The 13,325-nt window shown below is 65.0% G+C and carries 14 protein-coding genes; 3 read left to right on the forward strand and 11 right to left on the reverse strand.

Features of this window, described 5'->3' with window-relative positions; genetic code table 11:
* The first annotated feature begins 56 nt into the window (after positions 1 to 56).
* Entirely contained in the window at positions 57 to 1,601 is a 1,545-nt protein-coding gene (locus tag ACIP5Y_RS37215; protein ID WP_400357147.1) for an acyl-CoA carboxylase subunit beta, read from the forward strand.
* Between the two features lie 25 nt (positions 1,602 to 1,626).
* On the opposite strand, the gene ACIP5Y_RS37220 is transcribed toward ACIP5Y_RS37215, so the two are convergent.
* From ACIP5Y_RS37220 to ACIP5Y_RS37230, 3 genes are all read right to left on the reverse strand, one after another.
* A complete protein-coding gene (locus tag ACIP5Y_RS37220) occupies positions 1,627 to 2,271 on the reverse strand; it encodes a hypothetical protein (protein WP_400357149.1) in 645 nt (214 codons plus the stop codon).
* A gap of 121 nt (positions 2,272 to 2,392) precedes the next feature.
* A complete protein-coding gene (locus ACIP5Y_RS37225) occupies positions 2,393 to 2,836 on the reverse strand; it encodes a DinB family protein (RefSeq protein ID WP_400357150.1) in 444 nt (147 codons plus the stop codon).
* Positions 2,837 to 3,204: 368 nt separating this feature from the next.
* Positions 3,205 to 3,624 carry a TIGR03618 family F420-dependent PPOX class oxidoreductase gene (locus ACIP5Y_RS37230; protein WP_400357152.1) on the reverse strand — a complete coding sequence of 140 codons (420 nt, stop codon included), beginning with the start codon at positions 3,622 to 3,624 and terminating at the stop codon, positions 3,205 to 3,207.
* A 225-nt stretch (positions 3,625 to 3,849) separates the two neighbouring features.
* On the opposite strand from ACIP5Y_RS37230, the gene ACIP5Y_RS37235 reads away from it, so the two are divergent.
* The gene (locus ACIP5Y_RS37235) at positions 3,850 to 4,245 is read left to right on the forward strand and encodes a hypothetical protein (RefSeq protein ID WP_400357153.1); all 396 of its coding nucleotides are present in this window, start codon (positions 3,850 to 3,852) and stop codon (positions 4,243 to 4,245) included.
* 28 nt (positions 4,246 to 4,273) lie between these two features.
* Here the strand turns inward: ACIP5Y_RS37235 and ACIP5Y_RS37240 are convergent, their stop codons facing one another.
* Positions 4,274 to 4,690, reverse strand: coding sequence for a DUF222 domain-containing protein (locus tag ACIP5Y_RS37240; RefSeq protein WP_400357155.1), 417 nt, complete (start codon positions 4,688 to 4,690; stop codon positions 4,274 to 4,276).
* Positions 4,691 to 4,922: 232 nt separating this feature from the next.
* Positions 4,923 to 5,351, reverse strand: a complete 429-nt coding sequence (locus ACIP5Y_RS37245) for a hypothetical protein (RefSeq protein WP_400357156.1) — start codon at positions 5,349 to 5,351, stop codon at positions 4,923 to 4,925.
* Between the two features lie 170 nt (positions 5,352 to 5,521).
* On the opposite strand from ACIP5Y_RS37245, the gene ACIP5Y_RS37250 reads away from it, so the two are divergent.
* Positions 5,522 to 6,850 carry a DoxX family protein gene (locus tag ACIP5Y_RS37250; protein WP_400357158.1) on the forward strand — a complete coding sequence of 443 codons (1,329 nt, stop codon included), beginning with the start codon at positions 5,522 to 5,524 and terminating at the stop codon, positions 6,848 to 6,850.
* 34 nt (positions 6,851 to 6,884) lie between these two features.
* Here the strand turns inward: ACIP5Y_RS37250 and ACIP5Y_RS37255 are convergent, their stop codons facing one another.
* From ACIP5Y_RS37255 to ACIP5Y_RS37280, 6 genes are all read right to left on the reverse strand, one after another.
* Positions 6,885 to 7,340 (reverse strand): SRPBCC family protein, encoded by a 456-nt coding sequence (locus ACIP5Y_RS37255; RefSeq protein WP_400357160.1) that lies wholly within the window; start codon positions 7,338 to 7,340, stop codon positions 6,885 to 6,887.
* An 84-nt stretch (positions 7,341 to 7,424) separates the two neighbouring features.
* Positions 7,425 to 8,885: an AMP-binding protein gene (locus tag ACIP5Y_RS37260; RefSeq protein ID WP_400357162.1), complete on the reverse strand. Its 1,461-nt coding sequence runs from the start codon at positions 8,883 to 8,885 to the stop codon at positions 7,425 to 7,427.
* A gap of 52 nt (positions 8,886 to 8,937) precedes the next feature.
* On the reverse strand, positions 8,938 to 9,153 hold the full coding sequence (locus ACIP5Y_RS37265) for a hypothetical protein (RefSeq protein ID WP_400357164.1): 216 nt from the start codon (positions 9,151 to 9,153) through the stop codon (positions 8,938 to 8,940).
* Positions 9,154 to 9,248: 95 nt separating this feature from the next.
* Positions 9,249 to 11,036, reverse strand: a complete 1,788-nt coding sequence (locus ACIP5Y_RS37270; RefSeq protein WP_400357165.1) for a family 2A encapsulin nanocompartment cargo protein cysteine desulfurase — start codon at positions 11,034 to 11,036, stop codon at positions 9,249 to 9,251.
* Positions 11,011 to 11,940 carry a family 2A encapsulin nanocompartment shell protein gene (locus ACIP5Y_RS37275; RefSeq protein ID WP_400357167.1) on the reverse strand — a complete coding sequence of 310 codons (930 nt, stop codon included), beginning with the start codon at positions 11,938 to 11,940 and terminating at the stop codon, positions 11,011 to 11,013. The genes ACIP5Y_RS37270 and ACIP5Y_RS37275 overlap by 26 nt, the downstream gene beginning before the upstream one ends.
* A gap of 163 nt (positions 11,941 to 12,103) precedes the next feature.
* Positions 12,104 to 13,135, reverse strand: a complete 1,032-nt coding sequence (locus tag ACIP5Y_RS37280; RefSeq protein WP_400357169.1) for an aldo/keto reductase — start codon at positions 13,133 to 13,135, stop codon at positions 12,104 to 12,106.
* Positions 13,136 to 13,325: the final 190 nt, after the last annotated feature.

A 13,325-nucleotide genomic window follows, 5' to 3' on the forward strand; every position in this document is an offset into this window, starting at 1 on the left:
CTAGGGTCTGCGCTTGAAGATGAAACCGGTAGCCCGGTTCGAGGGAGGACTCATTCGTGGAGACAACCGGCGCGAAACGTGCTCTGCTGCAAGAGAAGTTGGAAGAGGCACACGAGCCGATGGGAGTCGTGGCCGTTGCCAAACGTGCCGCGAAGAACATTCCCAGCCCGCGTCAGCGCATCGAAATGCTCTTGGATCCAGGCAGTTTCATCGAAGTCGGTGCGCTCGTGCGGGAACCCGGGCGGGCCGATGCGCTCTATGGTGACGGTGTGGTCACCGGCCGGGGCACGATCGACGGTCGTACGGTGGTGGTGATTTCGCACGATCAGACGGTGTACGGCGGCTCGATCGGGGAGATGTTCGGCCGGAAGGTCGCCGCGGCCATGGACCTGGCGGCCGATGTCGGGTGCCCGTTCGTCGCGATCAACGACTCCGGCGGCGCCCGGGTACAGGACGCGGTGACCTCACTCTCTTGGTACGCGGCGCTGAGCCGCCGGCAACTGCGAATGTCCGGGGCGGTCCCGCAAGTGTCGTTGATGCTCGGCAAATGCGCTGCGGGCGCGGTCTATTCACCGATCAATACCGATGTGCTGATTGCGACGGAGTCCGCGTACATGTTCGTCACCGGGCCGGATGTCATCCGTGAAACCACCGGTGAAGAGGTCACCCTCGAAGAACTCGGTGGCGCGTTCAATCAAGCCCACAACGGCAATATCCACCACATCGCCATCGATGAACGCGCGGCCTTCGATTGGGCGCGAAAGTATCTGAGCTTCATGCCGTCCAACTGCTTCGACCGGCCTCCGGTAGTGAATCCGGGACTCGAACCCGACATCACCGACAGCGACCGGGAATTGAATACCCTGATCCCCGACCGTGATCGAGCCGGCTATGACATGTACGAGATCCTCCTGCGGATCTTCGACGACGGCGATTTCCACGAGGTCGGCGATGCCGCTGCCCGCAATATCATCACCGGGTTCGCGCGGGTCGACGGTCGCGGCGTCGGCGTGATCGCCAACCAGCCGCTCATGGCCAGCGGATCGATCGATGCCCGCGGCTCCGACAAGGCAGCGCATTTCATCCGGCTCTGCGACGCGTTCGGACTCCCGCTGATCTTCGTCGTCGATACCCCGGGCGTATTGCCGGGCGTCGAAGAGGAGAAGATCGGCGTCATCAAACGCGGCGGCCGATTCTTCTATGCCGTTGTCGAAGCCACCGTTCCGATCGTCACCGTCATCGTGCGCAAAGCCTACGGCGGCGGCTACGCCGTCATGGGATCCAAACAACTCGGCGGCGACATCAACCTCGCCTGGCCGACCGCGCGCATCGCCGTCATCGGCGCCGAAGCCGCCGTCGGCCTGACCCAACGCCGCCGGCTCGCAACCGTTTCCGACACCGAGCGCCCCGCCCTGCGCCAGCAGCTGATCGACTTCTACAACGCCACCGTGGCCACGCCGTGGACAGCTGCCGAACGTGGCTATATCGACGCGGTGATCGAACCGGCCCACACCCGACTGGAAATCCGCAAAGCCCTACGTCTACTCCGCGACAAGACCGTTGACCACGGTCCGCGCAAGCACCACCTCATGCCGCTGTAGACACGACCGGCGTCTGTAGTGATCCTTACTTGCCGTCGGGATGGCCGACGACCGCGAGGGCCGTGGTCCAGTCGGTCGCAATGGCGACCTGCGCGTCACCGAGCGGTACCTTGCCTGAGCAGACCAGGCTGTGCAGTTTGCTTTCGACGCCGTCCTTCGGATTGTTCACTCCTTCACCGGGTTTGTGGCCCGGTGAAGGCGGCTCCACCCACAGGTTGCGCGGATCGTTCGGATCGCCACCGAGTTCGAGCGAAACGAGATGGTCGTACTCGGCGTCGGCGGGGTTGCCGGTGTAGTCGTAGGACTTGATGTTCGCCTTCTTCTCCGGTCCCGTGATTGCTTCGGTGGGCCGAATCGACAGGGTGTAACCGGACTTACAGATCGTGGTTGCCAGATCCGCGGTAGTCACCTTGGGGTTCGTCGCGCCCGGAGTGCACGCCGGGTCGGGCAGCGGCTGTCCGTCCGAGGTCTTGCGGTAATGGCAACTCCCCGGAGCGGGCTGCGCCTGCACGGTGTACTGCACCGGTCCCGGGCCGACGGCAACACCGGACTGCTGCTTGGCCGGCACCGGCGAAACCTGCTGAGCCACAGTGTTCGCCGGATGCTTCGAACACCCCGCGACCAGCCCGATAGCCAGCACGGCAACCGCGAGACCCATGTGCGCCTTCATGCCAATCCCCACTCGAGTCCGACGGAACCTCAATTGTGCGCTATCGCTTGGCGATCGGCCAGACTTCACCCGATCTGCGTGCATACCTACCAGCCGGTCTGAACGTCGTGTGGCGCAACGGTTACGGATGTTCGATCTGCTCGCGCAGGATATCGCCGTGACCCGCATGACGTGCGAAGTCCTCGATCAGGAACAGATAGATGAATCGCAGGCTCACCTCGCCGAGGAGGGGGTGGGTCCGGACTTCGTCGAGGTCGAAGTCGGCGGCGATCACACGGGAACGCTCGCTGCCACGGTCGAATTCGGCGATCACGTCAGCCACGGTTTCGTTCTCGCCGACGACGAAGCTGGCATCGCCGGGCGTCGTGCCACCGTCGCATTCGCTCTCGGGCAGTCCCGCCAGCACACGCTGAAACCAGATCCGTTGGGCGACTGCAGCATGCTTGACCAGTCCGATCGGCGTGGTCAGGGACGCGACGAGGCGCCGGCGAGCATCCTCCTCCGACAGGCCGCGAAGCGTGTTGCCCAACTCGGCCCGGTTGCGGTCGAGCATGTCCTCGAGCATCCGGCGTTCATCGCCGATGGTGATTCGTGGTCGCGACCAGGTCATTGTCTATTCGATCCTTCGGTCGGTTCGGATCTGTGTAGCCTCCGGGCGAAGGATATGGCCGCACCGAAATCATCCGCAACTCGTCGACTTCTATTGCGTGGCAACGGGTATTACCGAGGAGTCGGATCGAGTAACTTCCCTCATTCGCACCGGACCGGAGCCGCGGGGATCACCGCCGCCCTCGCCGTCTCGTACGTGCTCACACACCCGGGTCCGGTGTTCTGCATGTGATCTCGACTCGGTCGGGCGCGGGATGCCCACGCATCAGGACCGGATCGGCTGGACGCGATCCGGTCCTCAGACGACGGGGTGGGGTTGTGGGCCTAGGCCCAGGGGCCGACGCCGCCGATTTTCTCGATCGTGATGTGGGTCAGATAGCCTGCCGGCGAGCCGGGCGGCGGGAAACCGGTGCCGGGGCCCAGGAGGGATGTGGCGATTTCGTCGAGTAGTTCGGGTGCGCCGCCCTCCTCGATGTGCGCTGTGCCCTTGATCGACAGGTACGCGGGCTGAAGCGTGGTGCGGTCGGGTGCTACGAAGGTCACGGCGACGCGGGCATCGCGCCGGACGTTGCGAACCTTCTGGTGTTCCGCCAGGTGCGCAGTCACCAGCTCATCGTCCCCGGCGGCGTTGCGCCGCACCGCCATCCAGACCAGGCTCACCTGCGGGCTACCGTCGCGATTGAGCGTGACCAGCGTCGCGGGCGTGGACCCGATGAGTTGGCGTGCGGCATCGTCGAGTTTCATATTGTCCTTCTTCGCAATGGATGTGATGCGAGGCGCGGATGCCCTCGTCAATATCGACACGGCAGGTCTTCGAAACTCATCGCTGACAATAGTCTACTCAAGCGAGAGGGGTGTCATCCCGATGGCCTCCGGCCGGGCACTCGCGGATCTTGTCGGCCCTATGCGGCAGCATCTGCTCTGCGCCCGCGATGACACGTTCGCGGGCGCCGATAGAAGGGGCGGGATATGACAATCCATCGATTCACCAAGTACGCACACCGCGCGGCTCTCGTCGGTGCGATCCAGCTGGCCCTCATCGCGGGGCCCTGCGTCGTCACCGGGCACGCTGCCGCCGATCCACTGACCACCTGGTGCGGCCTTTACCTCGGGCAGGGCAAGGGGGAAGTCATGGCCGCCATGGGAACTCCGAACGGGCACCAGGCCGATTCGCTCATCTCCACGGTGCAGTGGATGCATGACGGGGCGACGACTGCCGAATGGGATACCGCGGGAGCAATCCTCTTTGCGGCATTCGACAAGGACAACACCACGATCAAGTTGCTGTCCTACGACGCGACGTCCGGGGTCGACGGCTCGGTACCACCGGCAGGTCTCACCTGCGAACCGTGGCGTGCATCCTGACAACCCCGTATGAAGGCGCTTCGGCGGATCAGTGTGTACGTCCGGCCGAGATGAGCTCGGGTCGTTGAACTTTCGGTCGTGCCGCGTGGCCGCTTCGAACGGGGGTCACGGCAACCGGCTGGGGCTCAACTTGCTGCCGCCACAGCACCCGCCACACCTTCCTGGAACGCGAGCCGGCCGGCGGAGCCGTGTACTCGATTCGTCGGCGCGCTTCGTGGGTACTGATCCGCAGCAGGTCGGTCAATAGCTCCACGGTGTCGCGATAGCCGGTGTCCGCGGCCAGGCCGCGGCGTTCGGCTTCGGCGACGGCCGCGCGCATGGCGGCATCCAGTCGCCTTCGACGGCGTTCGGTTTCGACGAGGGTGCGCAGCAAATCGACATCGGCGAGTTCCGGCCATCCCGGTGCTGGAGCATCCGGCGCCAGCGCGGTCGAATGTATGTTCACGCGAAGCAGCCTACCTCACGATAGAACATATGTTCGACAATTCGGATTGTCGGGCGCTCCCGAGTCGGCATCGCTTGTGGGTGGGCTGTTGCCGACCTGCTGGCGCGCCGTGTGGCATTGCCGGATATGTTGAGTAGCAGCATGTTTCGTCAGTCGACTGGCCGATAGGTGGTAGGAGTTCGCCCGGAATTCGGGCGACAGGTTTCAGTCGACGCGGGGGTGAACGGTTCGTTCAGCTCTGTCGTGGCCGCATCTTCCGGGATGCGGTGTGTCGTCCCGACTCGGCGTACCAGGTCCACGCACCCACGATCACGTCGATCAGCATTCCTGCTGGTGCGAGCAGGAACACCCCCCATACGGCGTTGCTCTGCCACTGCGGCGGTGTGAGAGGCAGGACGCCTCGTGCACGCCGGGTCGCACGCATCCATGACACCACCTTGTACAGCGCGATGCCCGTCACGATCGTGGCGATCCCGGCGATCGATCTGAGCGCTACACCCAGGTTCAACCAGAGCGTGGCGTCCATCAGTACAAGAAACAATCCTGTCAACACACCGGCCAGCATGGGTGCCCACCTGGGTAGCGAGGCGGCTTCCTGCGCTTGGCGAGTCGCGGCGGCGGCGATGTCCAGTGCCCGCTGTGGATTCTGTGCGTCGTCCATCAGCCGACCGTACGTGAGTAGGTTTCCACTCGGCAACCAGTTTCCAGGTTTTGGGGGCATCTCAACTCGAGGCGCTCATCGGCGGCCGGGTCGTTAAGCGAACTACCCGGTACTCGTTAAGGCTGCGCGCTTAGTCTCGCGGCGCAGTGTTCCGAGGGGGAGGGAATCCTATGGCCGAGACCGAGGATGGGGGATCTGCCGAGGGACATTGGCATCCGTTGACTCGCATAGGGTTTCGGTTCGGCGTTTGCTATTTCGGTTTGTTCGGGCTGGCGGGCGTGTTCGGCTTGATTCCGATTCTGCTCGCGGGTGTCGGGATTCATGCGGGCTGGACTTCGGTGCTGCGGGTGGCGCGCCCGGCGATCGAGTGGACCGCGACCAATGTGCTGGGGCTGCGCGTGGTCAGTACGCAGGTCGGCAGTGACAGCGCGTTTCAGTGGACCGCGCTGTTTCTGCTGTTGGTGATCGCGTCGGTGGCCACGGTGGTGTGGTCGGTGCTGGATCGGCGGCGGACGTATTACACCCGCTTGTTCGCCTGGTCGCGGTTGTATCTGCGGTTCGTGCTCGCGATCGCCATGTTCTATTTCGGGATGGCGAAGGCAATTCCGACTCAGATGCCGTTCGTGTTGAATCGGCTGGTGGAGCCGTACGGCAACTTCAGTCCGGAGGGCGTGCTGTGGTCGCAGGTCAGCGTGTCGCAGCCGTACGAGATCATGCTCGGGGCCGCGGAACTGCTGGCGGGAGTATTGCTGTTGATTCCGCGCGCCACTGCGGCAGGCGCACTGTTGTGCGCGGTGGATATGATGCAGGTCTTCCTGTTGAACATGACCTACGACATTCGCCTGAAGACTGTGTCCTCGCAGTTCCTGCTGCTGAGCCTGTTCCTCCTCGCACCCCATGCGCGGCGGCTGCTGTCGGTTCTGTTCTCCGACAGGGCTGCTCCCGCGTTCCGGCCGGTTCCGCTGTTCGGCACTGCGAAAGCCAACCGAATCGCGCTGGTGGCCCAGCTCGTCGTGGGTCTGATCCTGCTCGGTGTGACCGGCGCCCAGAACTGGCGGCAGTGGCACAACCACACACCCGAGTTGTACGGCATCTATCAGGTGGCCGCCTTCTCCTCGGAGGGCTATGCGCGCGATCCCCTGCTGACCGACGAATTACGTTGGCGCCGAGTCGTTGTCGACCGCCCGTTTCATGTCACGGATCCGGTGGTGCTCACCATCCAGCACATGGACGACTCGTTCGAGGAGTACGGCGGCACCATCGACCCGCGGCGTCATTTCATCGACCTGCACAACCGCATCACGCTGGGCACCTATGCGGAAACCCCGGTCCGCGTTCGCCTCACGTACTGGTGGCCCGGCCCCGGCCGCCTCATCATCGATGCCGACGACTACTCGGGCCATCGCATCCACGCCTCGTTCACGCGGCAGGACCCGAACTCGTTCCCGCTGACGGGCCGCGGCTTCAGCTGGGTCCAGGAGCAGCCCTACAACCGTTGAGCCGTCGGCAGGACTTCATTCGCCTTTACGGCGGTCAGCCTTCCACGACGGCTTTGATTCGCTCGAGCGTCTTCTGCATGCCTTCGGTATTGGTCTTGCCTCGCAGTCGTCCCGCGATCATCCAATACAGGCGTAGCGGCAGGATCGGGTGTAGCTCATAGGATTCGGTGACATCGGTGCCGCCCTCGACCGGTTCGAAGCGGTAACGCCAGGTGTTCACCTGCGTGCCGCCGGGACCCAGCACGGTGAAGGCGAATTCGCGGCCCGGGTCGGATGCGATGATCCGGCATACGGTCCAGTACTCGAGCCCCCAGCCGTTGCGGTTGACGTGCCCACGGAACTTCACCCCGACGGCGGGTCCGGTTGCGCCACCGAGCCACTCGGCAGCGAAGGTCTCCGGGCTGAACTTGCCAGTGTTCGTGATATCGCTGACGAGCTCCCAGATCTTCTCGGCGGGCGCGGCCATTCGAACTGTCACACTTCCCTGCATGCTCGTACGCTAACAGGGCTTTCGGTGGGGTGATCAGCTGTCTCGGGATCGACTCGGGCCGCGTCGAATACGCAGGCCGGACCGTCAGTTGTATTGGGCGCGGATCTTGCGTTTGAAGAGTTTGCCGGTGTCCTCGCGGGGGAGATTGTTGTCGAAGACGACGATCTTCGGGACCTTGTAGCCGGCCAGATTCGCGCGCACGTGGTTGCGGATGTCGTCGGCGGTGAGGCCGGTGGCTTCGACGTGGGCGGCGATGGATTCGCCGAGATCGGGGTCGGGAATGCCGAAGACGGCGACGTCGCGGACGCCGGGGAGATCCAGGATGCAGGCTTCGATTTCGGCGGGGTAGATATTGACGCCGCCGGAGATGATCATGTCGGTGCTGCGGTCGTTGAGGTAGAGGTAGCCGTCGGCGTCGAGGTAGCCGATGTCTCCGATGTCGAGGTAGCCGTCGCGTTCCATGGCCGCGCGCTTGTCGGGGTTGCCGTGGTAGGTGAAGTTCGACCAGCCGGTGGGCGGGCGGAGGTAGACGCGACCGGATGTGCCGGTGGGCAACAATTCTCCGGTGTCGGAGTGGATGCGGACGTCGGCGTCGGTGATCGGGCGGCCGACCGTTCCGGGGTGGGCCAGCCATTCGTGGCTGTCGCAGGCGACGCAGCCGCCGGTTTCGGAACCGCCGTAATATTCGCGCACGATCGGGCCCAGCCAATCGATGACGCGGCGCTTGATCTCCGGCGGGCAGGGCGCGGCGGCGTGCACGATCGTCTTCAACGAGGACAGGTCGTAGCGGGCGCGGACCTCCTCGGGGAGTTGTAGCAGCCGGACGAACATGGTCGGTACGGCTTGGAAATGGTCGATCTGGTGGGCTTCGATCAGGCGCAGCATGTCCTCCGGATCGAATTTCGGCATGATCGTCAGGTCGATGCCCGACGTGGCGCTGGCCAGGCAGTGCACATTCGGTGCGGTGTGGTAGATGGGTGCGGGGACCAGGGTGCGCATTCCCGGTGCGAGGCCGAAGGTTTCGTATAGGAGTCCGGCGCCGGCCCGGCTTTGCTCCGGGGTGGTGGCCGCACGCACGATTCCCTTGGGTCGCCCGGTGGTTCCCGAGGTGTAGATCATGGATTGTGGCGCCCGCATGGGCGGCCGGGACCACGGCTCGTGCGCGGCGAGCCAGTCCTCGTAGGCGCGGTGGCGTCCGGTCGGTGGCGCTGCGTCGTGCCCCACTTCGATCAGCGGGCGCTCGTCGGCCACGGATTCGGCGATCGGAACAAGGTCCGAATGGGCGAAGATCACGCGGCTGTCGCTGTCGTCGAGCAGGTAGGACAGTTCCGCGCCCTTCCAATGCCAGTTCACCGGAACCGGAATCGCGCCGAGGATCGCCGCGCCGATGCTCGCCTCGACGAACGGGATGTCGTTGTGCAGGTAGATCGCTACCCGGTCGCTGGCGCGCACACCGTGTTCGGCGAGCCCGGTGGCCACCCGGGCGGCTCGAATTCCCAGCTCGTCGTAGTCGCGGATGGTCTGCCCACATCGGATCGCGGCCATTGTCCCTCGCCCTTCGCCGGATGAAATTGGTTGTACAGCAATGTATTCAGGATCAGTCAGCGATCCGCTTCGTGCGCCCGGAATCGAAGGAAGACGCGAATTCGCCGCGGTGGAATGCGGCGGCCTGTGCCATGGCTTCGAAGTCGATGGCGGTCGCGAGATCGACTGCGGCGGTCGCCGGCAGCAGGCGTTTGGTGGCCACGGCGGCTTCGGGGTGCCGGGCGAGTGTCGCGGCGAGATCCAGCCCCGCCCCACCCCGATCCGCCACGACCCCTGGCCCACCACCCGCGCCGAACTCACCGCCCTGCTCGACCGCCCGGCGACCTGACCCCCGCCCCCTCGTGCTCGCCTAGGACAGCCGGCTCACGTACGGGCGCGGGAGAGTTGTTCGATCGCGGTGAGCATGCGGTCGATCTCCTCGCAGGTGTTGTAGAAGGCGAAGGAGGGGCGGACTGTGGCTTCCAGGCCGAAGTGGCGGAGGATGGGCTGGGCGCAGTGGTGGCCTGCACGGACTGCTATGCCCTTCTCGTTCAAGGCTTTTCCGACCTCTAGGGGCTGATGGCCCGCCAGGACGAAGGAGAGGACGCTGGCCTTGTCTGTGGCGGTGCCTATGAGGCGGACGCCTGGGATGGCGGCCAGACGCGGGGTGGCGTATTCGAGGAGGGCGTGTTCGTAGTGGGCGATGTTGTCGATGCCCAGGGTTTCGACGTATTCGATGGCTGCGCCAAGGCCTACGGCGTCGGCGATGTTGCCGGTGCCGGCTTCGAAGCGGCCGGGCGGGGGTTGGAAGAGGGAGCGTTCGAGGGTTACGTCGCTGATCATGTTGCCGCCGCCCTGCCAGGGGGGAACGTCTTGGAGGACTTCGGATTTGCCGTAGACGGCGCCTATGCCGGTGGGGCCGAAGAGTTTGTGGCCGGAGAAGACGAAGAAGTCGGCGTCGAGGGAGCGGACGTCGATTCTGGTGTGGGGGACGGACTGGGCGCCATCGACGAGGGTTACTGCGCCTGCTCGGCGCGCCTGGGCGACCACCTCGCGGATCGGGGTGATCGTGCCCAGCGCATTCGAAACATGGGTCACCGAAACGAGTTTCGTTCTATCCGACAGCAGCCGGGTGTACTCGTCCATGCGCAGCTGACCGGTCTCGTCGACCGGGATCACCCGCAGTACCGCACCGGTTTCGGCGGCGAGCAGCTGCCACGGCACGATGTTCGCGTGGTGTTCGAGGTGCGAGATCAGGATCTCGTCACCCGCGCCGATGTGCTTGCGCCCCCAGGTCTGCGCGATGAGATTGATGCCCTCGGTCGCGCCGCGCACGAAGATGATCTCCTCCGCCGAGGAGGCCCCGAGGAAGCGGGCCACCGCCTCGCGCGCGTGCTCGTACGCATCAGTGGATCGCGCCGCCAATTCGTGTGCCGCACGGTGGATATTGGAGTTCTCGTGCTCGTAGAAGTAGCTGATGCGGTCGATCACCGCGCGCGGCTTCTGCGTGGTCGCGGCATTGTCGAACCAGACCAGCGGATGGCCGTTCACCCGCTCACGCAGGATCGGGAAGTCATTACGCACGGCATTCACATCGAAGGGCGGATGCGGGTCGGGCGCGGGCTGCCCGATGCCGTCGCCCAGAAAATAGAACTGCGAGTTTGCCGGCGCCGGACCGGCCTGCGCCTGATCCAGGAAGTAGAAGGCGGGCGCCGCGGTCGGCGCCGGGGGAGTGGTGAATCGCGATGGGGCGAGCGGCACATCCAGTGACGGCAGGCCGGGCATCAATGGATCGGTATGAGCAGGTGCGGCCGCGTAGGCGGGTGCGGCTGGGCGTGAATCCCATTTGGGCACAATAGGTTCCGGCGTCGGCCCGCCGGGCGGCACCGGTGCTGAGCCGCCCCCGGCAGCCGAATTCGGTGATGTCGGTGCGGAATCGGCCGCCGGGATGGTGGGAACCGTCGGCGCGGACATGGCCGAGGCCGGCAGACTCGGCTCGGCCACGCCCAGCGTCGCCACGCCGGGCCCGCCCGAAGGCAGTGCGGAGAAGAACTCTCCCGCAAGCCGATTCAGTGTCGCCTCGTCGGGCAGTAGCGCCGCCCAGTCCGATCCCGCCGTAACCACCGGCTCCGGCGGGACAGGGACGTCAGCGGTAGGTCGGTGCGTAGTCATGGAACTTGTTCACCTCGGCGCCCTCGAGCACCGCCACCGCATCGTCGGTCAGCACCGCCAGCGAGCAGTACAGCGACACCAGGTACGACGCGATGGCACTGCGGTCGATCCCCATGAACTTCACCGACAGTCCGGGCCCCTGCTCGCCGGCCAGGCCCGGCTGATACAGCCCGACCACACCCTGGCGGGATTCACCGGTGCGGATAAGCAGGAACTTGGTCTTGCCGTTCACGACCGGCACCTTGTCCGAGGGAATGATCGGAATGCCACGCCAGGTGAGGAACTGGGAGCCGAACAGGCTGACCGTCGGCGGCGGCACCCCGCGCCGGGTGCATTCGCGGCCGAAGGCGGCGATGCCCTCCGGGTGGGTGAGGAAGAAGCCGGGCTCCTTCCACACCTTGGTGATCAGTTTGTCCAGATCATCGGGGGTGGGCGGGCCGGCGATGGTCGAGATGCGCTGCTTCTTGACGACGTTCGCGATGAGCCCGTAGTCCGGGCTGTTGATCAGTTCGCCCTCTTGGTGTTCCTTGATGGCCTCGATGGTGAGGCGCAGCTGCTGAGCGATCTGGTCGTGCGGGCTGGAGTACAGGTCGGAGACCCGGGTGTGCACGTCGAGAATGGTGTGCACGGCCTTGAGCCGGTACTCGCGCGGGGTCTTCTCGTAGTCGATGAAGGTTTCCGGCAGCGGAGACTCGTCGTAGTTGTCGCATTTGATGTCGACGGTCTGCTCGTGGGTCACCCGGTTGCGCCGGTAGATACCGGCCTCGACCGGAATCCAGTTCAGCAGGTGGACCAGCCATCGGGGAGTGATCGACTCCATCTGGGGGACGGTCTTGGTGGCATTGGCCAGCGTCCTCGCGGCCTCGTCACCCAGAGCAACCGGCCGTGGCACAGTACTCGTCATGAAAACCGCCTTCATTTAGGCAAATAGACCGCTACCGGCGATCGCAATGCTAACTCCATAGTCTCCCCTTGTCCTGGCGAGCCAATCCGCCAGGCGTGTCCGAACTGGCTAATTTCGAGCCTCCGCTGCTCCGGGATCGAGAAGCAGCGGGCAGCAGTCGGTTTCAGCCCGGCAGGCCGGTGCCGTGCACACCGTGTTCGTCGATGAGCGCGAGCTCGGCCTCGGTGAGCTCGGGAAAGTCCAAGGCCGCGAGATTGTGGTCCAGCTGCGCGGTCGAACTCGCGCCGATCAGGGCGGAGGTCACCTCCGGGCGGCGCAGCACCCATTGCAGCGCCAGCTGGGCCAGTGACTGCCCGCGCGCCTCGGCGATCTTGTTCAGTGCGGCCGTGCGCCGGCGATAGGTCTCGTCGATCACGTCCGGCGACAGGAAAGCGCTGTCCCGCGCCCGTGCGCCGTCGGGAATCGTCTCCAGGTACTTGTCGGTCAGCAGTCCCTGTGCGAGAGGCGAATACACGATGAGACCGAACCCGTCCGCGCCGGCGGTGTCCAGCAGGCCGTTGAGTTCGGGGCGCCGATCGTAGATCGAATAGCGCGCCTGGTGGATGAGCAGCGGCACACCGGCCCGCTCCAGCAGTTCGGCAGCGGCATGAGCCCGGTCGGGAAGATAGTTGGAGATCCCGACGTACAGCGCCTTGCCCTGCTGAACCGCGCTGACCAGCGCGCCGACCGTCTCCTCCAGCGGCGTATCCGGATCGGGCGTGTGGTGGTAGAAGATGTCCACATAATCGGTGCCCAGATCGCGCAGGCTGTTGTCGAGTGAGGACAGCAGCGACTTGCGTGATCCGCCGCGCTGATAGGGACCCGGCCCGATCTGATTGCCCGCCTTGGTCGACAGGATGAGCTCGTCGCGATGGCGGGCCAGATCCGTGGCCAGCACCCGGCCGAAGTTCTGCTGCGCACCGCGGCGCGGCGGCCCGTAGCGATCGGCATTGTCGAAGTGGGTGATGCCCAGATCGAAGGCGTGCAGGATGATCTCGCGCTGCGTCGCGAACGAACGGTCGGCGCCGAACTTCTGCCACAGCCCGAAGGAGAAGGCGGGCAGGTCCAGGCCGGAACGGCCGGTGCGGCGATAGCCGATCCGTTCGTAGCGGTCCGGTGCGGCGGTATAGGTCGTTTCGATGGGGCCATGGGTCACGCGACCATCGTTCAGGATTTTCCGTCGATAGCCGAGAGTTATGCTCGAGCTGCAGCCAATACGCGACTGCGCGCGGCGGCACCCGCAAACGCAATTGTGTCATCGGCAGTTGCCCGCCGCCGGATCCGTTATGTGCCCACATTATTGAACCAAATGTTCGGCTCGCTGTGTCGTTGCCCACCCTGCTGTA

Source organism: Nocardia sp. NPDC088792, assembly GCF_044750615.1.
Classification (GTDB): domain Bacteria; phylum Actinomycetota; class Actinomycetes; order Mycobacteriales; family Mycobacteriaceae; genus Nocardia.

Bases quoted from the DNA above. Each gene is read 5' to 3' on its own strand.
- ACIP5Y_RS37270 (WP_400357165.1), bottom strand. From the start codon at position 11,036: ATGACTACGCACCGACCTACCGCTGACGTCCCTGTCCCGCCGGAGCCG.
- ACIP5Y_RS37260 (WP_400357162.1), bottom strand. From the start codon at position 8,885: ATGGCCGCGATCCGATGTGGGCAGACCATCCGCGACTACGACGAGCTG.
- ACIP5Y_RS37255 (WP_400357160.1), bottom strand. From the start codon at position 7,340: ATGCAGGGAAGTGTGACAGTTCGAATGGCCGCGCCCGCCGAGAAGATC.
- ACIP5Y_RS37250 (WP_400357158.1), top strand. From the start codon at position 5,522: ATGGCCGAGACCGAGGATGGGGGATCTGCCGAGGGACATTGGCATCCG.
- ACIP5Y_RS37220 (WP_400357149.1), bottom strand. From the start codon at position 2,271: ATGAAGGCGCACATGGGTCTCGCGGTTGCCGTGCTGGCTATCGGGCTG.
- ACIP5Y_RS37225 (WP_400357150.1), bottom strand. From the start codon at position 2,836: ATGCTCGAGGACATGCTCGACCGCAACCGGGCCGAGTTGGGCAACACG.
- ACIP5Y_RS37245 (WP_400357156.1), bottom strand. From the start codon at position 5,351: ATGGACGACGCACAGAATCCACAGCGGGCACTGGACATCGCCGCCGCC.
- ACIP5Y_RS37230 (WP_400357152.1), bottom strand. From the start codon at position 3,624: ATGAAACTCGACGATGCCGCACGCCAACTCATCGGGTCCACGCCCGCG.
- ACIP5Y_RS37235 (WP_400357153.1), top strand. From the start codon at position 3,850: ATGACAATCCATCGATTCACCAAGTACGCACACCGCGCGGCTCTCGTC.
- ACIP5Y_RS37275 (WP_400357167.1), bottom strand. From the start codon at position 11,940: ATGACGAGTACTGTGCCACGGCCGGTTGCTCTGGGTGACGAGGCCGCG.